Raw genomic sequence first — 21,813 nt, forward strand, 5'->3', positions numbered from 1 at the left:
CATGTCCCTGATCCGCGTGGAAAGTTTCACCGTCTCGGCCGATGGTTACGGCGCCGGGCGCGACCAGTCGCTTGAGGCACCGATGGGCGTGAACGCGCAGGGGTTGCACGGCTGGGCCTTCCAGACCCGCACCTTCCGGGCGATGTTCGGACAGGAGGGCGGCTCGGAGGGCGCGGATGACCGCATCGCCCGCCGGGGGTTCGAGACTATCGGCGCCTGGGTCATGGGGCGGCACATGTTCACCCACGAACGCGGGCCCTGGTCGGACTCGGACTGGCGCGGATGGTGGGGGGAAACCCCACCCTACCATTGCCCGGTCTTCGTGCTGACCCACCACGCCCGGCCCGACCTGCGCGTCGCCGATACCACCTTCCATTTCGTGACCGGGGGGCTGGAAACCGCGCTGACCCGGGCGAAAGCGGCGGCGCGGGGGCAGGACGTGCGCCTCGGCGGCGGGGTCGCCACGCTGCGCGAGGGCTTCACCCGGGGCCTGATCGACCGCGCCCATATCGCGGTCTCGCCGGTCCTGCTGGGCGGGGGGGAATCGCTGTGGCAGGACCTCGACCTCCCCGCACTGGGCTACCAGGTCACGGAAACCCTGCCCACCGAGCACGCCACCCACCTGACCCTGATGCGCGGATGAGCGCCGAGCCGCGCCTCGACGCCCTGTTCCAGGCCCTTGCCGATCCGACGCGGCGGGCCATCCTGTCGCAACTGGCGCTCGGCCCCGCCAGCGTCAGCGATCTGGCGCAGCCCTTCGACATGGCGCTGCCCTCGCTGATGGGCCACCTGCGCAAGCTGGAGGACGCGGGGCTGATCGACACGAAAAAGGACGGCCGCGTCCGCACCTGCGCCATCGTGCCCGAGGCCTTCGCCCCGGTGCGTGGCTGGCTGGATGAGCAACGCGCCCTGTGGGAGGGGCGGCTGGACCGGCTGGAAGACTACGTCCTGCAATTGATGAAGGAGAGACGCGATGATTCTGGATCCTGAAACCGACCTGAAACTCACCCGCACGCTCAACGCCCCCCGCGCCCTGCTCTGGGATTGCTGGACCAAGCCCGAGCATCTGGTGCATTGGTTCGTCCCGCGGCCGCACAAGGTCACGGCCTGCGAGCTGGATGTCCGGCCCGGCGGCAAGTGCAACACCACTTTCGAAGTGGACGGCACCGAAATGCCCAACAACGGCGTCTATCTGGAGGTGATCCCGGGCGAGAAGCTGGTCTTCACCGACACCTATACCGAAGGCTGGAAACCCAGCCCCGAGCCCTTCATGACCGCCATCATCACCTTCGAGGATGCGGGCGAGGGCAGGACCACCTACACCGCCATCGCCCGCCACCGGAATCCCGAGAGTGCCAAGCAGCACGCCGACATGGGCTTTTATGACGGCTGGGGCACAGTCGCCACGCAGCTTGAGGAATACGCGCAGGGGCTGGCCGCGAAATGACCAGCCGCTTCGCCACCCTCGTCTTCGAGCGTCATGTCGCGGCCCCGCCCTCGGCGCTGTGGCACGCCTGGATCAGCCCCGCGGCCCGCGCCCTGTGGTCGGCGCCGAATGAGGCGGTGACGGTCGAATACCTCTCGGCCGATCCCCGTATCGGCGGCGAGGAGCTGTCGCTCTGCAAGGTCGAGGGGCAACCCGACATCGCCTGCGCCATCCGCTGGCTGGCGCTGGAACCGAACCGGCGCAGCGTCAATACCGAGGTGATCGGCTGCGACGGGGTGATGCTGTCGGCGGCGCTGGTCACCGCCGACCTGCTGTCCCAGGGCGAGGGCGCGGCGCTGAAGCTGACCGTGCAGCTGAGTTCGCTGGCCGAGGATATGGAGCAGGGCTATCAGCAGGGCTTCGGCGCGGGGCTCGACAACCTCGTCGCCGTCGCCCACCGGACGATGGTGCTGGAGCGCGTCATCGCCGCGCCGCCCGCGCTGGTCTGGGAGGCCTGGACCGATCCCAAGGCGCTGCCGCTCTGGTGGGGCCCCGAGGGGTTTTCCTGCCGGACGCAGCGCATCGACCTGCGGGCCGGGGGCGAGTGGGTCTTCGACATGATCGGGCCGGACGGGACGGTGTTTCCCAACCACCACAAGATCAGCCGCCACGACGCGCTGGAACGCATCGACTATACCCTGCATTGGGGCGAGGATGGGCCGAAACACGCCGATGCCTCGGCCCTGTTTCAGGATCTGGGCGGCAAGACCAAAGTTTCGCTCTGCATGACCTTCAGCACGCAGGACGAGCACGATCAGGCCAAGGGCTTCGGCGCCTATGAGCTGGGCTTGCAGACGCTCGACAAACTCGCCCGCCACCTCGGCGTCTGACTACAGGTCCAGCGCCATCTGCGTCCCGTCCCCCCGCCGCCGCGCGGGGCGCTGCGGCCCCTCGATCAGCGGGTCGAGGCCGGGGCGCGACCGGGGCGGCGCCAGTCGCGCCCGCATCAGCCGCGCCTCGCGCGTGGCATTCGCGGGATCGACCACCGGCTCGGGATAGCGCCCGGCCAGCAGGCGCCGCGCCGGGGGCCAGAGCCAGGGGGCGTGCAGATGCGCGGCGGGCACCCGCTGGAGTTCCGGCAACCAGCGACGGAGGAAGGCGCCCTCCGGGTCGAGCCGGCGCCCCAGCGCCACCGGATCGGGCACCCGCCCCTCGCCCGCGCGGGCGATCTCGCGCCACAGGATCGCCGGGTCGTGATCGGTGGAGAGCCGCGCCAGATGCAGGCCGACCGCGGCCGGGTCCAGCCCCAGATGGTGCAGCCCGACCGCGGCCAGCAGCCCCCGCGACGGCCCGTCGAGCCAGCCGCCCGCCGCCAGCGCCCGCATCGCCGCGTCGATATAGGGCAGGCCCGTCTCGCCCCGCGCCCAGGGTCCACGATCCGCCAGCCCCTCGGGTTCGTCCGGCACCGCCGCCAGCGCCGCTGCCCGCCTGCCCAGTTGCAGGCCCAGCGCCCGGCCCCGGGCCGAGCCCGCCACCGCCGCCCGCACCTCACGCGCCGACACCAGGCCGAAGGCCAGATAGGGCGACAGCCGTGATCCGGTCCGTTCCGCCATCAGCGCGGTGGCCTGCGACGGCGCATAACCCTCGCCCCGCGCCTCCAGCCAGCCCTGCAACAACGCGAGCCCCGCCGCCCGCCCGCCCGGCTGGCGGAAGCGGCAGGGATCCTCGGCCAGCCCCAGCGCCCGCATGCCGGGCAAGGCGCCGGTCCCCTCGGCCACCGGCGGCAGGACCGGCGCGGGCAGGACGGCGCCCTGACCCTCGGCCAGTTCCAGCCAGTCCAGCCCCCGGCCCCGGGCCCAGTCGCGCACCCGGGCGAATCGCGCCCGCGCAAGGGCGTTGCCGGTCTCGGGATGGGTCACGATGCGGGTGAAGCGATGCTTGGCCTGCAGGCGCGCCAGAACCTCGACCGCCTCGCCCGCCCGCAGGATCAGCGGCTGGCCGGCCCGCGCCAGATCCTCGCGCAGCGAGCGCAGCGATTCCTCCAGAAACGCGAAATGTCGGCCGGACGCATCTGCCCCCGCCCAGAGATCGGGCTCGGCCACATAGACCGGCAACACCGGCCCCTCGGCCGCGGCCCGGGTCAGCGCGGGGTGGTCATCGACCCTCAGGTCGCGCCGGAACCAGACGAGAGACAGCATGCGGGGACCGAACAGCGAAGCAGATGTTCATGGTTTACCCCCTGCGCGCCCCGCTCTGCAACCCCGCCGCATCACCGCCCCGGAAGAAACCGCAAACCACCCTCGGAGGGCCGCAATCTCGCCCGAAAGCACCGCTCAATTAACCACGAAGCAAAACCGCACGGAGACCCCGCCCATGACCTTCTCGCAAGCCGCCCTCGACTTCCTCGGCCAGGCCGTGAAACTGCCGCTCAACCTCTTTGCCGAGGACGAGCAGCGGGTCTTCGAACGCCTCGACGACCTGCACCGCCACCTGCCGGACACGCTGCCGGAAAAGCGGTTCTTCAAGCATTGAGGGTCAGACGCTGACCTGAAGGCCCGGCAGGCGCAGCGCGGTCAAGAGATCGCGCAATTCCTGCCGTGCGGCGACGTTCGAGATGTTCATCTGCTCGACGCCGGTATCCTTCAGATCGAGCAGCGTTAGCCCGCGCGGGAACAGTTCGCGGAAGATCACGCGCTCGGAAAACCCGGGCGCCACGCGGAAGCCGATGCGCTTGGACAGGGCGTCCAGCGCCTCGCCGACCTTGCGCTTGTTGTGCATCTGCTGCGCGCCCAGACGGTTGCGCAGCACGATCCAGTCAATCGGCTTCAGCCCGGCCTTGGCGCGCAGCTGCCGCGCCTGCCAGACCATCTCGGCATAGATCGAGGGGCCCAGCACCGCGTTGGTGTTCGGGTCGATCCGCGCCAGCAGGTCGAAATCGACGAAACTGTCGTTCATCGGCGTGATGAGCGTATCGGCCAGCGAATGCGCCACCTGGCTCAGCCGTGTATGGCTGCCGGGGCAGTCGATGACGATGAAATCGCTGGCCTCGTCGAGGCCCGCCATCGCCTCGGACAGGCGGTGGTCGTTGATGTTCTCGCCCGCGGGCAGGCTGGCCGGGTCGATGGCGGGCAGCTCGCGGTAGACCGGGCTGGGCAGGGTGATCCCCTCGCGCGCGCAGAAGGCGTTGCGGTTCTCGACATAGCGGCCGAAGGTCCGCTGCCGGACATCGAGGTCCAGCGCCCCCACCCGGTGCCCCATCCGCGCCAGAGCCGTTGCAATATGCATGGCGGTCGTGGACTTGCCCGACCCGCCCTTCTCGTTGCCGGTGACGATGATATGCGCCACGGTGTCTTCCTGCCTTTTTCCCGCCCTTCGCGGCGTCGGCGGACCATATGCCGAGGCTCCGCGCGGGGAAAGCGGAAACCCGCCTATTCGATGGACTGACCGAAGAGGGCGATGGCGGCGCCAAGCAGCGCCAGCGCCCCGTAAAGCCCCGCCTTGGCCTTGTTTTCCGGCCAGAACCGCGCCGCTGCGATGGCCGATTGCGCCGCGTAATAGGCGGCAAAGGCGCGCGAGGCATAGGCGATGATCTGGAACACATCCGCGGCCCAGGTCAGCCCCAGCCCCACCGCCGCGGTCAAGGCATAGGCCTGCCGCGTGCTGATGCGCTTGCGGCTCAGTTCCTCGATCAGCCCGCCCGAGCCGCCGGTATCCGCCACCGCCGCCGAGAATTGCGCCGCCAGCGCCGCGGCGACCAGCACGAAGGGCAGGACCGGGGCGACGGCGCCCATCATGTCCACGATGGCCGTCTCGCTCAGCGCGATGCCGGCGGGGTCGAAGGCATAGGTGACCAGGGCGATATAGACCAGATAGATCAGGGTCGAGGCGATCTGCGCCCAGCGCATGGAGCGGATCCGCACCTCGGCCCCGTAGTCGCGGCCCAGATAGCGCGAGGTCTCGAACCCCTGCACGGTGACGATCATGCCGAAGCCGAGGGTCAGCGCCGCCAGCCCCGTCTCGCTGGCCGGGGCGAAGATCAGGCCGCCCCCGGCCGCCTTGCCAGCGGTAAAGACGGCCAGCGCCAGCACCAGCCCGGCGATGATGGCGAGTTTCAGCGCAACGCTCGCGTATTCCATCCGCTCCAGCACGGCAAAGCCGCGGGTCCAGCCGACAATCAGGATCACCGCATAGACCGCGGTGGTCACCGCCCGCGCCGCCAGCGGCGACTCGAAGGGCGTGAGCGAGACGGCGAAACTGCCCAGGAGGTTCAGGTAATAGGCGACCGAGATCATATAGGCGAAGCCCAGCAGCGCCGAGGCCGTGCTTTCGGCCCAGGCGGGACCGGCGGCGCCCTGCGTCTCGATGGCGCGGATGTTGTCGCGGATCGCCCTGCCGAAGGCCCAGGCCACCAGGCACAGCAGCGCCATCGCCAGCGGCGCCCAGCCGCCATAGGCGTGGTTCAAGAGCGGCCCCAGCACCAGAAAGCCCGAGCCGATGATCGAGGCCAAGGGCGTCACCATGGCCCGCCAGACCTCGGCCCGGCGCAGGCGCGGCAGCCACAGCAGGGCCAGGACGACGGCAATGGTGGCCAGAATGGCGAGGTTCAGGATCATCGCCCCCCCGAAATGCGAAACGCCGCTACGGATGTAGCGGCGTTCCGGGATCTTGGCGAGGGTCGGCTCAGAAGCCGAGGCCCGCGTACTTGTTCTTGAACTTCGACACGCGGCCGCCGGTGTCCATCAGGCGCGAGGTGCCGCCGGTCCAGGCCGGGTGCACCGAGGGGTCGATGTCCAGCGCCATGGTGTCGCCTTCCTTGCCCCAGGTCGACATCATCTGCACGATGGTGCCGTCGACAAGCTTGACGTTGATCAGGTGGTAATCGGGGTGGATCGAGGCTTTCATCGTCCGGTTCCTTACGCGTCGCTGCCCATCGGGCGGTAGTTGGTTTTCTCGGCGATACGGGCCGACTTGCCGCGGCGATCGCGCAGGTAGTACAGCTTGGCGCGACGGACCTTGCCGCGGCGGACCACGGTGATCGAGTCGATGTTGGTCGAATAGAGCGGGAACATCCGCTCGACGCCTTCGCCGAACGAGATCTTGCGCACGGTGAACGAGGCGCCGATGCCCTTGCCGCCCGAGCGGCCGATGCAGACGCCTTCGAAGGCCTGCACGCGCGACCGGGTGCCTTCGGTCACTTTATAGCCGATGCGAACGGTGTCGCCGGCCTTGAAATCCGGGATTTCCTTGCCGAGCGCAGCGATCTGCTCGGCTTCGAGTTCCGCGATCAGGTTCATCTGATCTCTCCTATGATGCTCACGGTTGCTCCGTGAAGGTCTGTGCCGGCTCATTGCTCTGGTCGTCCACCGGATCCCGCCCGACAGGGCCGTCCGCCAGAGATGCGCGCGTCGTTCTGTACCTTCCGTGCGGGCCTGACTCCACCGGCGCAGGCGGGGCCCAAACGAAAACGGCCCGGCGGGCGATTCCGCCCCCGGACGGGCGCGGTATAGGGGCTGCCGGATCAGCGGTCAAGCCTTGCTGGCAAGGGGCCGGACGGGGGCGCGGCCGTCGATCAACTAATAGGTTGAATGATAGCCACGCCAAGCATAGATTTACCACATGGTTGAACGAGAATCACCCCCCATGGACCAGATCTTCCACGCCCTCAGCGACGCCACCCGCCGCGCCATGCTGCGCGATCTTGCCGGGGGTGAACGCACCATCGGTGAATTGGCAGCACCCCATGCCATGACCCTCGCCGCCGCCTCCAAGCACATCAAGGTGCTGGAAAAGGCGGGGCTCATCGACCGACAGGTCCAGTGGCGCACCCATACCTGCCGGCTGAACGCAGCACCCCTCGCTGCCGCGCAGCAGGAACTCGCCTTCTACGAACGCTTCTGGACCGACCGCCTCGACACGCTGGAACGCCTGCTGCGCGAGGATGACGCCAAACCCAACACCGGAGACACGGAATGAACGACCAGACCCCGACCGAAGACTTCGCCGCCCTGAACCCTGCGGGCGATACGCTGGTGATCCAGCGCTGGCTGCCCGGCCCCCTGCCCCGGCTATGGGCCTTCCTCACCGACAGCGACAAACGCGCCAAATGGCTGGCGGCGGGCGACATGGATCTGCGCCCCGGTGCGCCCCTGACGCTCACCTGGCGCAACGACGACCTCAGCGCCAGGGATGACCCCCGCCCTGCCGATTTCGGCGAGGAGCATTCGATGGCGTCGCAGGTCACCGCTGTCGAACCGATGCACCTGCTCGCCTTCAGCTGGGGCGCGGGCGAGGTGCGGATCGAGCTGACGGAACGTGAGGGTCGCGTGCTGCTGACCCTGACCCATACCGGGATCACCGACGCGATGCGGCTCAGCGTCTCGGCCGGATGGCACAGCCATCTCGACATCCTGCGGGCGCTGGCCGAGGGGGTCGAGCCGCCCTCGCTCTGGCGCCATTACACGCGGCTGCGCGGCCTTTACGACGCGCGCTGAACGACAGGTCCCCGCCCCGAGAGGCGGGGACCCGATCCGTCAATGCCCGGGCCGCACCGCCCAGCCGGCAAAGATCCGCTCCAGCGCGACGATGGCGTAATAGAGCATGATCCCCAAGGCGGCCAAGGCGATCAGCACCGCGAACATCAGCGGGAAGTCGCTGTTGGTCTGGGCGCTCTGGAACAGATGCCCCAGACCCCGGCCATGCGGGGTGATGATCTCCACGAGGTTGGTGCCGATGAAGGCCAGCGTCACCGCCACTTTCAGCGCACCGAAGAACTCGGGAAGGGTCTTGGGCAACGCGATCTTCCAGAACACCGTCATCCGGCTGGCGCCAAGCGACCGCAGGATGTCGCGGTATTCCGGCTCCAGCGTCGACAGGCCGATGGCCACGGACACGGCGATCGGGAAGAACGAGATCATGAAGGCCATCAGGATCGTGTTGAAATCGTGCTGGCCCACGAACATCAGGGCGATGACCGGCACCACCGTCGCCTTGGGGATGGCGTTGAAGCCCACCAGCAGCGGGTAAAGCGCGTCGTTCATGGTCTTGGACAGGCCCATGACCATGCCCAGCAGCGTGCCGAACACCACCGCCACGCCGAGGCCCACCACCGTGCGCCACAGGGTCTGCCAGCCGTATTGCCAGAACAGGTGCTGATAGCGCAGGAAAGCGGGCCAGAGGTCGCTGGGCGAGGCCATCTTGTAATCCGGCCAGCCCATGGCCCAGACCAGCAATTCCCAGAGCAGCAGCAGGACCACCACCGCAGCGACGGGGACGAGGATCTTTTTCCAGTCGATCATGCCACGGCCCTCCCCTGCGCGATCTGGATCTCCCGGCGCAACACCGCCAGCCGCTCGACCGTGTCGGGCTCGTAGAGCATCTCCAGGGGGCGCGGCCCGGGAATATCGACGCTCATCACGTATTGCGTGGTGGCGGGGCGGCCGGACAGCACGACCACCTGATCGCCCAGATAGACGCTTTCGCGCAGGTCATGGGTAATCAACAGCGCGGTGAAGGGCTCGTTGGCGCGCAGCTGGTGCATGGTCTGCCACAGATCCTCGCGCGTGAAGGCATCGAGCGCGCCGAAGGGCTCGTCGAGGATGATGATGTCGGGCTTGTGGACCAGCGCCCGGCACAGGCTCGCCCGCTGGCGCATCCCGCCGGACAGTTCGGAGGGGCGCTTGCCCTCGAACCCCTCCAGCCCGACCATGGCCAGCAATTCCCGCGCGCGGGCTTCCTTCTGCGCCTTGGGCATCATCGGCGCGACGATCTCCAAGGGCAGGATCACGTTCTGCAGGATGGTGCGCCATTCCAGCAGCACCGGGTTCTGAAAGGCCATGCCCACGGTCTTGCGCGGGCTTTTGACAAGCTCGCCATGCAGCCAGACCTCGCCTTGGTCCGGGAACATCAACCCGGCGATGAGCCGCGTCAGCGTCGATTTCCCGCAGCCCGAGGGGCCGACCACCGCGCAGAAGGAATGCTGCGGGATCGAGATGTTGAGATCCCTCAGAACCGGAAACGGCCCCGCCTTGGTCTTGTAGGCGTGGGTCACGCCCTTGATGTCGATCAGATTGTCCACCGCTGTCCCCCGTTCTTTTTCAGCAAAAGGCCCGGCCGCTGGGGGCCGGGCCTTTCGGTCTCATGCCGCCCGATGGCTCATTGCATCATCAGGCTGCCGTCGGTCGGCAGATAGGCGTCGGTGAAATAGCGCGAAGCATCGACCGGGTTGGTGAAGGTATAGCCCATGCCGATCTGCTCCAGCGAGGTGGCGAAACGCTCGGCGTCGATGCCGCCCAGACCATGCTCCATGACCCAGGGGGTCAGGATGTTGTCGCGCAGCGCCATGTTCAGACGCTCCACCTCCAGCTCGCTGTCGAGCGCGGGGTTGCGCGCGGCGATGGCGGCGACACCGGCGGCCGGATCGGCGGCGGCATCGCGGACCCCGGCGGCAACGGCGCGCAGGAAGCCGGTCACCAGCTCGGGATTGGCCTCGGCCCAGTCGGTGTTGACGATGATCGCGTTGCCGTAGAGTTCAACACCGTAATCGGCCATCAGCATGATGACGATATCCTCGGCCGGAACGCCCAGCCGCATGGTCGACAGCGACGAGGTGAAGGAGAAGCCCGTCACCGCATCGACCTCGCCCGCCGCCAGCATCGGCTCGCGGGTCGGGAAGCCGACGGGCTCCACGGTGATCTGGCTCATGTCGAGGCCCTGCTCGGCGGCGAAGACCGGGAATTGCGCCCAGGCGCCATCGGGCGGCGGGGCGCCCAGACGGCGGCCCAGCAGATCCTGCGGCGTCTCCACCCCCAGCGAGCGGCGGCCGACCACGGCGAAGGCCGGGACGTCGTACATCATCATGATCGCCGTCACCGGCGCGTCCGGGTTCTGGTCGAGGAACTTGATCAGGCTGGCCATATCGGCAAAGCCCATCGGGAAGGCGCCGGTCGCCACTTTCGGAATGGCATCGAGCGAGCCCTGGCCGGGCGAGATTTCGACCGAGAGGCCCTCGGCCTCGAAATGGCCATTGTCGATGGCCAGGAAATAGGGCGCGGCCGGACCCTCGAACCGCCAGTCCAGCGTGAAGGGGACCGAGGTCTGCGCGAAGACGGGGGTGGCAAGCACCGCACCGAGAAGGCTGGCAAGGAAAAGCGGACGGGTCACGGGATCTGGCTCCTGTTGCAAAGACTGGCTCATTCTAGCGGACCCGGCGCGGTTGGAACGATCCGCCGCAATGCCGGTGCCGTCACGGCCCAAGGCGCCCAAGAAACGGGCGAAAAAACGCATAGACTGCACAAACCTACACCACTTCCCGCGCGCGGGTTTCCGTTCATGCCTGAAACACTTGTCGCGGAATCGAAAGAATAGCCGGTCACTCGGCCGCCAGATCCAGCGGGCCGCCCCCCGCGGCGGCATGTCCGGGGTCGATCGCCGCCAGCCGCTCCACCACCGACCGCATCAACGCCCGGAAGGCGTCGAATCGCGGCAGGGGCTCGATACTCTTCTCATCGAGGTAAAGCGCGCGGTCGATCTCGACCTGCACCGCGTGGATCCCGCGCGAGGGCTGGCCGTAGCGCTGCGCCACATAGGCCCCGGCGAAGGGCGCGTTGCGGGCGACCACGAAGCCGTGGTCGGTGAAGGCCTTCTCGACCGCCGCGACCACGCCCGGCGCCGCCGAGGCGCCCCAGCGGTCCCCGAGAATCACATCGGGCCGGGTCGGGCCGCGGCCGGGATGCCCGGCCAGGGCCTCATGCGGCATGGAATGCATGTCGCACAGCAGCACCGAGCCGAATCGGGCGTGCTGCGTGGCGATCAGCTCTTCCAGCGCGCGGTGATAGGGCGCCCAGTAACGGCCGATTCGCCGCTCGGCCTCGGCCATCGGCAGCTTGCCGCGATAGATCGCCCGCCCGTTCGCCACCACCCGCGCCAGCACGCCAAGACCGGACGCCACCCGCGGATTGAGCCCGCCGCGCGATGCCCCCTCGATCAGCGCCGGGTCGAATTCATCGGCGGCCCGGTTGAAATCGACATAGGCGCGCGGCACCTCGGTGGTGATGACCGGCGCCCCGAAGCGCGGCGCATCGGTCAGCAGGAGATCGACATAGGCGTCCTCGGACGAGCGCAGAACCGTCTCGGACACCTGCGCGCGGGCCAGCAAATCGGGCGGATAGACCCGCCCGGAATGGGGCGAGGCGAAGATCACCGCCGAGGTGATCCGGTCGGGCGCATGGATGGTGACGGCACGCGGCATCCCGGGCCTCCTTTCGGCGGAGTATAAAGGCCGAAATCGGGCTGCGGAAAGCCCTTGCGCGTCCCGGCGAGTCCTTTTATAGACCCCTCCACGGACGCGGCCCCCCTCGCGGATGGGCCGGCTGTACGGGCGCGTAGCTCAGTGGTAGAGCACTACGTTGACATCGTAGGGGTCACAAGTTCGAACCTTGTCGTGCCCACCATTGCCTCTGTCGGGAGGCAGGTGATCATCGCGTCCCACGGGCTTTGGCCCACGGGGCGTAACAGTTTCAAGGCGCACGGCGCCGCGAAGAGGAGAAGACCGATGAAGGTCAGGAATTCGCTGCGCTCGCTGAAGCAGCGCCATCGCGATTGCCAGATCGTGCGCCGCAAGGGCCGGATCTATGTGATCAACAAGACCCAAAAGAAATACAAGGCCCGCCAGGGCTGAGCCTCGAATTCGAGGGACAGTGAAGGCCGCACCCCCGGGTGCGGCCTTTCGCATGTGACCCGTCGCATGTGACCGGGGCGGGAGGGGTTTCGCCCTCGGCCCCCGCTGTCGCGGGCGTTTCGGGCGACCAGGGCGGGGGGCTGCCGCCCCCCGCACCCCCTGCCCAAAGGGGGGCACGCCCCCCTTTGGAAACCCCGTGGATATTTGGGGAACAAAGATGGGGCGATTCGGGAGCGGGGATCTGCGGTTGCCCCTTGATCGAGCCGGCGCGACCGCCTTCCGTCCGGTCATGTTCCGGCCTGAGGCGGCATGGTGAGAAAACCGTCCCGAGGGCCCGCAGCCGGCGCGCATTGACGGGCATGATCGTCGTCAACCGGAAGGGGTTGGGGTGGGGCGACCCATCGGGCGGAGCTGCCCCGCCGAACGCCTGAGAGCGCAGGGCGGGTTGCGAGGATCGCCGAGGGGCTGACCTCGGAGTCGTGCGAAAGACGGTGGGCCCGCGCCAGCCCTCTGGGCTGGTCCCTCGGGTGGCGGGCCTGCGGACGATGCAGCGAGGTCTGCGACCGGGGCCTCGCGCCGTCGCGAAGGCCGCCGGGGCGATTCCGGGGCATGCGCCCGGCACCTCGGCTGTCGCCCCGGCGGGATCGGCGATCCCCTTGTCTTCGGAGGCGCCCCTCGCCTGTGGCGGCCCGGTGGTCACCCGAACCGCGCACCGTCACGCGAGGCTTCGTCACGCGAGGCGTCGGGATAGGCGGGGCCGGAGCCCCACCCGGTCTGTCAGCGCCCGAGGGAAACCCCGAGGCCGTTGCCGTCCAAGGAGACACCCAGACCGTGCTCGCCGCCGATGCCGGCGTTGATGCCGCCGGCGTTGTTGCTGCCAGCCCCCGTACCGCCGCCGCCGATATCGACGTTGATACCGCCCTGATTGCTCGACGCCGCATTGTCGCCGATCCCGACATTCAGACCGCCATCGTTGCCGGAGGCGGCGGTGTCGCCGAGACCGACATTGGCGCCGCCGGCATTGCCCGAGGCGGCACTGGTTCCGACGCCCGCGTTGATGCCGCCGGTGTTGCCGGAGGCGGCGTTGTCACCGACGCCGATCCCGACACCGCCGCCGCCGATCTCCACGGCAACGCCGCCGCCGTTGCTGCCGCCGCCGGGATTGGTGCCGGGGTTCGGATTGGTGCCGGTCCCCGGTTGGCCGGGTTCAGTGCCGGCCTGATCGCGGGATACCACTTGCTGGCAATGCCCCGCGAGCACCTGTCGCAATTCGGACGGCGTCAGATTGCTGGCGGGTTGGTCGCAGATACCTGCGCCGCTCTGGCTGAGAGCCGGAAGGGGGAGGCCCGCGCCGACGAGGGTCAACGCGACGACCATGGGTTTGGTGATCTTCATCGTTCTTCTCCCGTGTGGTGACGAGGGTGCGTCACATCCGCGACCCTCATTTTCACCAACCGGAAAGCCTGACCGAAGGTTTCAACCCGTAAACTGAAGGTTCGAGTCAAATTGTTCGTGACCAGCCCCCATCCGGGCCTCGGGCGCCCCGGGACACGCCAGCCAGAAGGGAACGCGCGCTGACAAGCCCCTGGAATCGCTCACCCCGGCCGATGCCCCACGCCTGGAACCCGCCTCAGCGCAGCAGGTTCAGCACCCCCTCGGTCAAAAGCCGCGCGACGATGGGTTGGGTCAGGTAGCCGGTCACCGGCAGGTCGGCGCGGCGCTGATACCGGCGGATGGCGCGGCGGGTGTCGCGGTCGAAGGTGCCGTCCGGAGTGCCCGGCTCCAGCCCCAGCATGGCCAGCCGCTGCTCGATGATGACCCGGGTGAATTGCGGAAGTTGCATGAGGTCTTCCTCGGCCCGGGCGGCGCCCTCATCGACCTCGGGCTCCTGCGGGCGGGAAAGCTGCTGGATGCGGGTGCGGGCCTGATCGGCGAAGGCGCCCTGCGGGAAGGCGCGGATATAGCCGTCATAAGCGGCGATCGTGTCGGTCTGGGCGGCCTGGTCCCAGGCGGCGCGGTCGCGGGCCTGGGCGGCGGCGCGGCGGTCGGCCTCGATCTGGTCGAGGCGTTGCTGGGCCACGGCCGAGAAGATCCCGTCGGGGAAGCGCTGCAGATAGGCGCGCATCCCGGCCTCGTCCTGCCCGGCGCCGGTATCGCGCCAGAACTGGCGGTCGGCGCGCTCCTGCTCGGCGGCGCGGGCGCGGGCCTCTTCTTCCAGCTGGGCGGCGCGGCGGGCGCCCTGCTGGGCCAGTTCGAAGATCTGGTCGCGGTTGAGGAACCCGGTCTGGGTCAGCCGGTTCGCTCCCTGCCAGGCGCCCACGGCGGCGCGGGTGCCGCCGCCGAAGATGCCGTCGATGCCGCGCGGATCGAAGCCAAGGATGGTCAGGTCGCGCTGGATCGCCCGGCGCTCGTCGCGGGTCAGGTTCAGCGCCTGCTCGATTCTCTCGGGCGTGTTCATCAGCCGCTGGCGGGCGTTGCGGGCCTGCTCGGCGAAGATGCCGTTGGGCCAGTTCGCAAGGTAGGATTCATAGGCCGCCAGCGTGTCGGCATTGGCCGCGACCTGCCAGGCGAGGCGATCCTCGGCGTTGCGGTCGGCGGAGGGCGGGGGCTGGTGCCCCTCGGGCAGGAAGGTCAGATGGGGCGGCGTGAACCCCTCGATCCGCAGGTCCGAACGGCGGGCGACGGCCTGCGCCACATTGACGCCGGGGCGGGCGATGTCGCGCAGGAAGACAGCGATCCCGGCGGCGGGGCCGCGCACCAGCGTCACGCCCTGCGGCACGGTGATCTGCGGCGGCAACCCGCCGCGGAACCCGCCTGCCGCATTCTCTGGAAAGCCGAAATCGGCCAGCGCGACGATGGCCCCGCCCTGCCGCTGACCGGCCAGCGCCAGCACCGTTTCAAGCCGCACGCCGTAGCTTTCGACGGTGGCGAAATCGGGGCTGCGGGCCTCGGTCCCCATCAGCCAGATGCCGTGATCGGCGCTGACCGTATAGCCCGCATAGACGAAGATCACCCGCTCGTCGTCGCCGGTCCGGAGCGTCTCGGACAGGCCCGAGAGCGCGGCGCGCAGCGCGTTGGCCGAGACATCGGTGGCGATATCCACATCGAAGCCCGCCTGTTGCAGGACCCCTTCGGCCTGCACCATGGCCCGGGCGCCGCGGGCATCGCGGATCGACTGGTAATCCTCGTTGGCGACGATCAGCACGGCGCCGGTATCGGCCATCGCGGGCAAGGCGACGGCGGTCAGCAGCATCGCGGCGGTCAGACGGAACTTCATCAAGGCCTCCCTTCCTGCGGAGGCCTGAAGGTTACTCGTAGCTGCGCAGATCCTCGATCACCTTGCCGTCATTGGGCAGGGTGCCGGGCGGCACGAGTTCAACCTTGCCCCGCAATTTCAGCGTATCGAGCAGCGTGGTTTCATACAACGCCGGATTGGACGCCCGGGTTTCGATGCGGACCGTCATCATGTCCATTTCCCCCTCCCGGGTGGCGATGACGCGGGCGCGGCCCACCTCCTCGTGCCGGGCGACGAAGGCCGCGACCTGTTCGGGGCGCACGAACATGCCCTTGATCTTGGTCGTCTGGTCGGCGCGGCCCATCCAGCCCTTGATGCGCAAGTTGGTGCGGCCGCAGGGGCTGACGCCCTCCATGATCGCCGACAGGTCCCCGGTGGCGAAGCGCACCAGCGGGTAATCCATGTTCAGCGTGGTCACCACGACCTCGCCCACCTCGCCATGCGGCACGGGATCGCCGGTGCCGGGGCGGACGATTTCGACGATCACCCCCTCGTCGATGACCATGCCCTCCATCGCGTCCGTCTCGTAGGCCACGTTGCCCAGATCGGCGGTGGCATAGCATTGGCGGCAGGTGATCCCGCGCTCGGCATAGAAGGCACGCAGCGACGGGAAGAGGGCGCCGCCGCCCACCACCGCCTTGGTGATGGCCAGCCGCTCGCCCATCTCCTCGGCCTTGTCGAGGATGATCTTCAGGTAATCGGGCGTCCCGGCATAGGCGGTGGTGCCGATGTCCACGGCCGCGCGCAGCTGCAATTCGGTCTGGCCGGTGCCCGCGGGCAGGACGGCGGCGCCCACCGCGCGGGCGCCACTCTCGAACATCATCCCGGCCGGGACCAGGTGGTAGGAAAAGCAGTTCTGCACGATATCGCCGCGCCCGATGCCCGAGGCGGTCAGGAACCGCCCCAGCCGCCACCAATCGGCGCTGGCACGACCCGGTTCATAGATCGGGCCCGGCGACTGGAAGACATGGTCGAACTCGGCGGTCTTCAGCGCGGCATAGCCGCCGAACGGGGCCGAGGCCGCCTGCGCCGCGACCAGCGCCGATTTGCGCAGCACCGGCAGGGCGGCCAGCGCCGCGGCATCGGTGATGGCCGCGGCATCGACGCCCGCCAGGACCGCGCCCAGCCCGGCGGTGCCCTGCGCCCGGGCGATCAGCCGCGGCAGATCCCGCGCAAGGTCGGCGGCGCGCTGGTCGGCCGAGCGGGTCTCGAGCGTGTCGAAGTGCTTTCCCATGGCTCCCACTGGGGCCTCCCGTCTTGTGCCCGTCGCGGGCAGGTCGTTTGCGTCTGCGGTCTCAGGCCAGCCAGCGCTTGCGGCGGCGGTAGCTGCGCACGTCGCGGAACGACTTGCGCCCCTTGTCCGACATGCCGAGGTAGAATTCGGCCACATCCGGGTTCTCGCGCAGGGCCTGCGCGGTGCCGTCCATGACGACGCGGCCGTTTTCAAGGATATAGCCGGTATGGGCGTATTTCAGCGCCACGTTGGTGTTCTGCTCGGCCAAGAGGATCGTCACGCCCTGTTCCTCGTTGAGGCGGCGCACGATCTCGAAGATCTGCTCGACCAGCTGCGGCGCAAGGCCCATCGAGGGCTCGTCCAGGAGGATCATCTCGGGCCGGGCCATCATCGCCCGGCCGATGGCCACCATCTGCTGTTCACCGCCCGAGGTGTAGCCGGCCTGCGACTTGCGGCGGGTCTTCAGGCGGGGGAAATATTCATAGACCATCTCCAGATCGGCGGCGGTGGCGCCGCGTCCGTCGGTCCTTGTGTAGCTGCCGGTCAGCAGGTTCTCCTCGACCGTCAGGTGTTCGAAGCAATGGCGCCCCTCCATGACCTGGATGACGCCGGACTTGACCAGATCGGCCGGGTCGCGGCCCGCCAGATCCTTGCCCTTGTAGCTGATCGAGCCCTTGGTGATCTCGCCGCGTTCGGATTTGAGGAGGCCCGAGATCGACTTGAGCGTGGTGGACTTGCCCGCGCCGTTGCCGCCCAGAAGCGCGGTGATGCCACCCTTGGGCACCGCCAGGCTGACCCCTTTCAGCACCAGGATCACATGGTTGTAGATCACCTCGATGTTCTTGACATCGAGCAGCGTCTCGGCCTGGGGCTTGGCATCGAACATGGCGGGATCCGTCATCAATCGGGTTGGGGGTGGCGGGCGCCCGGAGGCGCCCGCCGTTCCGGGCTCAGAGGCAGCCCGGGGTGATGTTGTTCTCGGTCGCGTAGGCCGCGGCGTCAGCCGTCGCCAGTTCGCCGATCAGGGTCCGGTCGGACTGGATCCAGTCGGTAATCAGGCTCCAGGTCTGGGTGTCGGCGTCCCATTGCTGCATCATCGCCGCGCCGCCGCCGCCATGGTTCTGGCAGTTGACGTCGAAGGGCGCCGAGAAGTTCGGCAGGCCCAGCTCGGCCAGACGCTCTTCGGTGATGCTCAGCGCTTCCATGCCCGCCCGCATTTCGGCGGCGTTGATCTGGGCATGGCCCGCCAGTTCCTGCGCGGTACGGGCGGCCTCGACCGCCAGCATCGCGGCATAGAGCCCGCGGGAATAGACCGCCGAACCGATCTGGTCACCGTTGCCGGCGGCCATCCCGCGGTCCACGACATAGGTCTGGATGTCGTCATAGAGCGGATAGTCGCGGCCGACGCCGTGGAAGGTCAGCGCGGTATAGCCGTCGGCGCCCGCGCCCACCGGCACCACGTCGTTCTCCGAGCCCGACCACCAGATGCCGATGAAATGGTCCATCGGGAAGCGGATGTTGGCGGCCTCCTGGATGGCGACCGCGTTCATCACGCCCCAGCCCCACATGATCACGTAATCCGGGCGCTCGCGGCGGATCTGCAGCCACTGGCTGGACTGCTCCTGACCGGGCGAGTCGACGGGGATCAGCACCAGTTCGAACCCGTTGCTGGCGGCGAGCGATTCCAGCGTCGGGATCGGTTCGCGGCCATAGGCCGAGTTGTGGTAAAGAAGGACGATCTTCTTGCCGTCCAGCGAATCCCCGTTCTGGCTGAGCAGGTAGTTGATCGCGACCGAGGCACCGTCCCAGTAGTTGGCGGGATAGTTGAAGACCCAGGGGAAGGTCTCGCCTTCCATGGCCGAGGTCCGGCCGTAGCCCATCGTGTGCAGCGGCACGCCATCGGCGGTGACGCGCGGGATCAGCTGATAGGTGATGCCGGTCGACAGCGGCTGCAGGATCAGCGGGTTGTCGCCGCGGATCGATTCGTAGCATTCGACGCCGCGCTCGGTGTTATAGGCGGTTTCGCATTCGCTCATGCGGATCGGCAGCCCTCCGATGCCGCCGTCACGCTGGTTGATGAGCGTCAGGTAGTCCTGATACCCGTCGGCAAAGGGAATGCCGCCGGGGGCGAAGGGCCCGGTGCGATAGTTCAGCATCGGGAAGTGCAGATCCTGCGCGACGGCGGGCGCCGCGAGGCCGGTCGTGGCGGCAAGCAATGCCGCGAACGTGGTCATCTTCATTGGTTTCTCCTCCCAGTCGATGACGGTTTCGTTGGTCTTCGAACTCTCGGGCCCCGCCTAGTGCGGGAAGGGCCAAAGCCGCAGTTTGTCCTTGATCGTCCGCCACAGCGCCGCCATGCCATGCGGCTCGGCGATCAGCACGACGATGATGAGCGCGCCGATGATCATGATCTCCAGATGCCGCGCGAGGTCGGCAGGCCAGCCGAGGTTGTCGACCAGCAGGATCTTCAGCAGGACCGGCAGCACCACCAGGAAGGCGGCGCCCAGGAAGGACCCCAGGATCGAGCCCAGCCCGCCGATGATGACCATAAAGAGGACAAGGAAGCTCTTGTTGATGCCGAAAGCCTCGCCCGCCTCGACCGCGCCCAGATAGACCCCGAACATCAGCGCCCCGGCCACGCCCACGAAGAAGGACGAGACGGCGAAGGAGCTGAGCTTGGCGATCAGGGGGTTCACGCCGATGATCTCGGCGGCGATGTCCATGTCGCGGATCGCCATCCAGGTCCGGCCCATCTGCCCGCGCGTCAGGTTGCGCGCCAGCCAGGCCATGGCCACGGTGAAGATCAGGCAGGTGAAATAGACCGCCGTCGAACTGGCCGTGGCCCCGGTGATGGTGACGCCGAACATCGAGCGTTCGGGCATCGAGATCTGGCCGGTCGAGGAATAGTTGAAGAACCAGCCATAGCGGGTGAAAAGCCAGATCAGGAAGAACTGCGCCGCCAGCGTCGCCACCGCCAGGTAGAAGCCCTTGATCTTGAGGGAGGGCAGGCCGAACAGCACGCCCACCGCCGAGGTCACCAGCCCCGACAGGAGGAAGACCAGATAGATCGGCATCGCCGGAAAGGCGGTGGTCAGCTTGAAGGTGGCATAGGCGCCCACGGCCATGAAGGCGGCGGTGCCCAGCGACAGCAGGCCGGTATAGCCGATCAGGATGTTCAGCCCCAAGGCCGCGATCACGTAGATCATGAAGGGCACGACGATGGAATTGGCCCAGTAATCGTTCATGACCATCGGCAGGACCAGAAAGGCCACCGCCATCACCACCCAATAGGCATAGCGGTCGAACCGGATCGGGAAGGTCTGGTTGTCGCTGGCGTAGGACGTCTTGAAATCGCCCGCTTCACGGTAAAGCATAGTCTCAGACCCTCTCGATGATGCGTTCGCCGAACAGACCCTGCGGACGGAACAGCAGGAAGACGAGGGCGAGCATGTAGGCGAACCAGTTCTCGGTGGCGCCGCCGATCACCGGCTGCATCAGGAAATCGAAGAGCTTCTCGCCCACGCCGATCAGAAGCCCGCCGACGATGGCCCCGGGGATCGAGGTGAAGCCGCCCAGGATCAGCACCGGCAGGGCCTTGAGCGCGATCAGCGACAGCGAGAACTGCACCCCCGACTTCGAGCCCCACATGATCCCCGCGACCAGCGCGACGATCCCGGCGATGGACCAGGTCAGCACCCAGATGAAGCGCAGCGAGATGCCGACCGACAGCGCGGCCTGGTGGTCATCGGCCACCGCGCGCAGTGCCCGGCCCTGCTTGGTGTATTGCGAGAACAGCACCAGCCCCGTCACCAGCACCGCGGCGATGCCCAGCGCGTAAAGGCTCAGCGTGTCGATGAAGAAGCCATAGCCGAAGAGGTTGTAGGTCGTCTCGTCCACCCACGACGACATGCCCTGCGGGATGCCGACATCGAGGCGCTTGACCTCGGCCCCCCACATGATGTCGCCCAGCCCCTCCAGAAAGAAGGCCAGCCCGATGGTGGCCATGAACAGGATGATCGGCTCCTGATTGACCAGATGCTTCAGCACGATCCGCTCGATCAGCCAGGCCATGCCGATCATCACCAGCACGGTCAGCGGGATCGCCACCACCGAGGGCAGGTTCCAGCCGAAATTGTGGATCGAGGTGCCGAAGGCCGCGTTGATGATCGGCGCGAAGGGGATCTGGCCGTTCTGCAGGCCAACCAGCGTCAGTGCCGCGAACAGCGCCATGACGCCCTGCGCGAAGTTGAAGATGCCGGACGCTTTGAAGATCAGCACGAACCCCAGCGCCACCAGCGAATACATGATGCCCACGGTGACGCCGTTGAGCGCCGCCTCCATGGCGAAGAGAACGTTGTCACTCATGGGCCACCCCCAGATAGGCGTCGATCACGTCTTGGTTGCCCCGCACCTCATCAGGCGTGCCGTCGCCGATCTTCTTGCCGTAATCCATCACCACCACCCGGTCGGACAGGTCCATGACCACGCCCATGTCGTGTTCGATCAGCACGATGGTCGTGCCGAATTCGTCGTTCACGTCGAGGATGAAGCGGGACATGTCCTCTTTCTCTTCGACGTTCATCCCGGCCATGGGCTCGTCCAGCAGCAGGATCTGCGGTTCCGCCGCCAGCGCCCGCGCCAGTTCGACCCGCTTTTTCAGCCCGTAGGGCAGGCGCGCGACCGGGGTCTTGCGGATATGCTGGATCTCCAGGAAGTCGATGACCTTCTCGACCTTCGCGCGGTGCTCGTCTTCCTCGCGCGACGCCGGACCCCACCAGAGCGCCTGTTTCAGGAACCCCGATTTCATCAGGTTGATGCGGCCGGTCATGATGTTGTCCAGCACCGACATGCCTTCGAACAGCGCGATGTTCTGGAAGGTGCGGGCGATGCCGGTGCGGGCCACCTGATAGGGCGGCATCTTGCGGCGCTTGTAGCCCTTGTAGAGGATCTCGCCCTCCTGCGGGACATAGAAGCCCGAGATGACGTTCATCATCGACGACTTGCCCGCCCCGTTCGGCCCAATGATCGCCCGGATCTCGCCCTCGCGGATATCGAACGAGATGTTCTTGATCGCCTCCACCCCGCCAAAGCGCAGGGTGATGTTCTTCAGTTCCAGCACCACCGGGCCGATCTGGCGGCCGTCCGCGGTGACGTAGCCCTCTGCGGGTTGATCCAGCATGTCC

At 67.8% G+C, this 21,813-nt stretch carries 25 protein-coding genes and 1 tRNA gene; 9 read left to right on the plus strand and 17 right to left on the minus strand.

Annotated features, from left to right (window positions below):
* The first annotated feature begins 1 nt into the window (after position 1).
* The 4 genes from DDE23_RS17235 to DDE23_RS17250 are packed head-to-tail and all read left to right on the plus strand — an operon-like array spanning position 2 to position 2,316.
* Entirely contained in the window at positions 2 to 643 is a 642-nt protein-coding gene (locus DDE23_RS17235; RefSeq protein ID WP_107753370.1) for a dihydrofolate reductase family protein, read from the plus strand.
* Positions 640 to 990 (plus strand): ArsR/SmtB family transcription factor, encoded by a 351-nt coding sequence (locus tag DDE23_RS17240; protein ID WP_107753372.1) that lies wholly within the window; start codon positions 640 to 642, stop codon positions 988 to 990. The genes DDE23_RS17235 and DDE23_RS17240 overlap by 4 nt, the downstream gene beginning before the upstream one ends.
* Complete coding sequence (locus DDE23_RS17245) at positions 974 to 1,447, plus strand: SRPBCC family protein (protein ID WP_107753374.1); 474 nt, start codon at positions 974 to 976, stop codon at positions 1,445 to 1,447. Before DDE23_RS17240 ends, DDE23_RS17245 begins: the two co-directional genes overlap by 17 nt.
* Positions 1,444 to 2,316 (plus strand): SRPBCC domain-containing protein, encoded by an 873-nt coding sequence (locus tag DDE23_RS17250; protein WP_107753376.1) that lies wholly within the window; start codon positions 1,444 to 1,446, stop codon positions 2,314 to 2,316. Before DDE23_RS17245 ends, DDE23_RS17250 begins: the two co-directional genes overlap by 4 nt.
* Here the strand turns inward: DDE23_RS17250 and DDE23_RS17255 are convergent, their stop codons facing one another.
* On the minus strand, positions 2,317 to 3,624 hold the full coding sequence (locus DDE23_RS17255; protein ID WP_107753378.1) for an FAD-binding domain-containing protein: 1,308 nt from the start codon (positions 3,622 to 3,624) through the stop codon (positions 2,317 to 2,319).
* 175 nt (positions 3,625 to 3,799) lie between these two features.
* On the opposite strand from DDE23_RS17255, the gene DDE23_RS25195 reads away from it, so the two are divergent.
* Positions 3,800 to 3,958 (plus strand): hypothetical protein, encoded by a 159-nt coding sequence (locus tag DDE23_RS25195; protein ID WP_157958060.1) that lies wholly within the window; start codon positions 3,800 to 3,802, stop codon positions 3,956 to 3,958.
* Between the two features lie 3 nt (positions 3,959 to 3,961).
* Here DDE23_RS25195 and DDE23_RS17260 read toward each other — a convergent pair whose 3' ends face one another.
* The 4 genes from DDE23_RS17260 to rplS all read right to left on the minus strand — a co-directional run bounded on the left by DDE23_RS17260 (position 3,962) and on the right by rplS (position 6,720).
* Positions 3,962 to 4,771, minus strand: a complete 810-nt coding sequence (locus DDE23_RS17260) for a division plane positioning ATPase MipZ (protein WP_107753380.1) — start codon at positions 4,769 to 4,771, stop codon at positions 3,962 to 3,964.
* An 83-nt stretch (positions 4,772 to 4,854) separates the two neighbouring features.
* Positions 4,855 to 6,039, minus strand: a complete 1,185-nt coding sequence (locus tag DDE23_RS17265) for an APC family permease (RefSeq protein ID WP_107753382.1) — start codon at positions 6,037 to 6,039, stop codon at positions 4,855 to 4,857.
* A gap of 67 nt (positions 6,040 to 6,106) precedes the next feature.
* Complete coding sequence (rpmE, locus tag DDE23_RS17270; protein WP_107753384.1) at positions 6,107 to 6,328, minus strand: 50S ribosomal protein L31; 222 nt, start codon at positions 6,326 to 6,328, stop codon at positions 6,107 to 6,109.
* An 11-nt stretch (positions 6,329 to 6,339) separates the two neighbouring features.
* Complete coding sequence (rplS, locus tag DDE23_RS17275; protein ID WP_107753385.1) at positions 6,340 to 6,720, minus strand: 50S ribosomal protein L19; 381 nt, start codon at positions 6,718 to 6,720, stop codon at positions 6,340 to 6,342.
* Positions 6,721 to 7,066: 346 nt separating this feature from the next.
* Between rplS and DDE23_RS17280 the strand changes: the two genes are divergently transcribed.
* Together DDE23_RS17280 and DDE23_RS17285 are read left to right on the plus strand one after the other, a co-directional pair.
* Entirely contained in the window at positions 7,067 to 7,399 is a 333-nt protein-coding gene (locus tag DDE23_RS17280; RefSeq protein ID WP_202863279.1) for an ArsR/SmtB family transcription factor, read from the plus strand.
* Positions 7,396 to 7,917, plus strand: a complete 522-nt coding sequence (locus DDE23_RS17285; RefSeq protein WP_107753389.1) for an SRPBCC family protein — start codon at positions 7,396 to 7,398, stop codon at positions 7,915 to 7,917. The genes DDE23_RS17280 and DDE23_RS17285 overlap by 4 nt, the downstream gene beginning before the upstream one ends.
* Positions 7,918 to 7,956: 39 nt before the next feature.
* Here the strand turns inward: DDE23_RS17285 and DDE23_RS17290 are convergent, their stop codons facing one another.
* From DDE23_RS17290 to DDE23_RS17305, 4 genes are all read right to left on the minus strand, one after another.
* Positions 7,957 to 8,721 carry an ABC transporter permease gene (locus DDE23_RS17290; RefSeq protein ID WP_107753391.1) on the minus strand — a complete coding sequence of 255 codons (765 nt, stop codon included), beginning with the start codon at positions 8,719 to 8,721 and terminating at the stop codon, positions 7,957 to 7,959.
* Positions 8,718 to 9,500, minus strand: a complete 783-nt coding sequence (locus tag DDE23_RS17295) for an ABC transporter ATP-binding protein (RefSeq protein WP_107753393.1) — start codon at positions 9,498 to 9,500, stop codon at positions 8,718 to 8,720. Before DDE23_RS17295 ends, DDE23_RS17290 begins: the two co-directional genes overlap by 4 nt.
* A gap of 77 nt (positions 9,501 to 9,577) precedes the next feature.
* A complete protein-coding gene (locus DDE23_RS17300) occupies positions 9,578 to 10,585 on the minus strand; it encodes an ABC transporter substrate-binding protein (protein ID WP_238150035.1) in 1,008 nt (335 codons plus the stop codon).
* Between the two features lie 208 nt (positions 10,586 to 10,793).
* The gene (locus DDE23_RS17305; protein ID WP_107753397.1) at positions 10,794 to 11,672 is read right to left on the minus strand and encodes an N-formylglutamate amidohydrolase; all 879 of its coding nucleotides are present in this window, start codon (positions 11,670 to 11,672) and stop codon (positions 10,794 to 10,796) included.
* A 127-nt stretch (positions 11,673 to 11,799) separates the two neighbouring features.
* On the opposite strand from DDE23_RS17305, the gene DDE23_RS17310 reads away from it, so the two are divergent.
* Together DDE23_RS17310 and ykgO are read left to right on the plus strand one after the other, a co-directional pair.
* A tRNA-Val gene (locus DDE23_RS17310) sits at positions 11,800 to 11,874 on the plus strand.
* A 101-nt stretch (positions 11,875 to 11,975) separates the two neighbouring features.
* A complete protein-coding gene (gene ykgO, locus DDE23_RS17315) occupies positions 11,976 to 12,101 on the plus strand; it encodes a type B 50S ribosomal protein L36 (RefSeq protein WP_107753399.1) in 126 nt (41 codons plus the stop codon).
* Positions 12,102 to 12,878: 777 nt separating this feature from the next.
* Here ykgO and DDE23_RS17320 read toward each other — a convergent pair.
* The 8 genes from DDE23_RS17320 to DDE23_RS17355 all read right to left on the minus strand — a co-directional run bounded on the left by DDE23_RS17320 (position 12,879) and on the right by DDE23_RS17355 (position 21,809).
* On the minus strand, positions 12,879 to 13,496 hold the full coding sequence (locus DDE23_RS17320) for a hypothetical protein (protein WP_107753401.1): 618 nt from the start codon (positions 13,494 to 13,496) through the stop codon (positions 12,879 to 12,881).
* A gap of 235 nt (positions 13,497 to 13,731) precedes the next feature.
* Entirely contained in the window at positions 13,732 to 15,378 is a 1,647-nt protein-coding gene (locus tag DDE23_RS17325) for a peptidoglycan-binding protein (RefSeq protein ID WP_107753403.1), read from the minus strand.
* Positions 15,379 to 15,409: 31 nt separating this feature from the next.
* A complete protein-coding gene (locus DDE23_RS17330) occupies positions 15,410 to 16,630 on the minus strand; it encodes a phenylacetate--CoA ligase family protein (RefSeq protein ID WP_107753405.1) in 1,221 nt (406 codons plus the stop codon).
* A gap of 61 nt (positions 16,631 to 16,691) precedes the next feature.
* Positions 16,692 to 17,516: an ABC transporter ATP-binding protein gene (locus tag DDE23_RS17335; RefSeq protein ID WP_107753407.1), complete on the minus strand. Its 825-nt coding sequence runs from the start codon at positions 17,514 to 17,516 to the stop codon at positions 16,692 to 16,694.
* Positions 17,517 to 17,580: 64 nt separating this feature from the next.
* Complete coding sequence (locus DDE23_RS17340) at positions 17,581 to 18,870, minus strand: ABC transporter substrate-binding protein (protein WP_420330170.1); 1,290 nt, start codon at positions 18,868 to 18,870, stop codon at positions 17,581 to 17,583.
* A 57-nt stretch (positions 18,871 to 18,927) separates the two neighbouring features.
* Complete coding sequence (locus DDE23_RS17345) at positions 18,928 to 20,004, minus strand: branched-chain amino acid ABC transporter permease (RefSeq protein WP_107753409.1); 1,077 nt, start codon at positions 20,002 to 20,004, stop codon at positions 18,928 to 18,930.
* 4 nt (positions 20,005 to 20,008) lie between these two features.
* Entirely contained in the window at positions 20,009 to 20,995 is a 987-nt protein-coding gene (locus DDE23_RS17350; protein WP_107753411.1) for a branched-chain amino acid ABC transporter permease, read from the minus strand.
* The gene (locus DDE23_RS17355) at positions 20,988 to 21,809 is read right to left on the minus strand and encodes an ABC transporter ATP-binding protein (protein WP_107753413.1); all 822 of its coding nucleotides are present in this window, start codon (positions 21,807 to 21,809) and stop codon (positions 20,988 to 20,990) included. The genes DDE23_RS17350 and DDE23_RS17355 overlap by 8 nt, the downstream gene beginning before the upstream one ends.
* Positions 21,810 to 21,813: the final 4 nt, after the last annotated feature.

The organism is Pararhodobacter aggregans (genome assembly GCF_003075525.1).
In the GTDB taxonomy this organism is placed as follows: Bacteria; Pseudomonadota; Alphaproteobacteria; order Rhodobacterales; family Rhodobacteraceae; genus Pararhodobacter; species Pararhodobacter aggregans.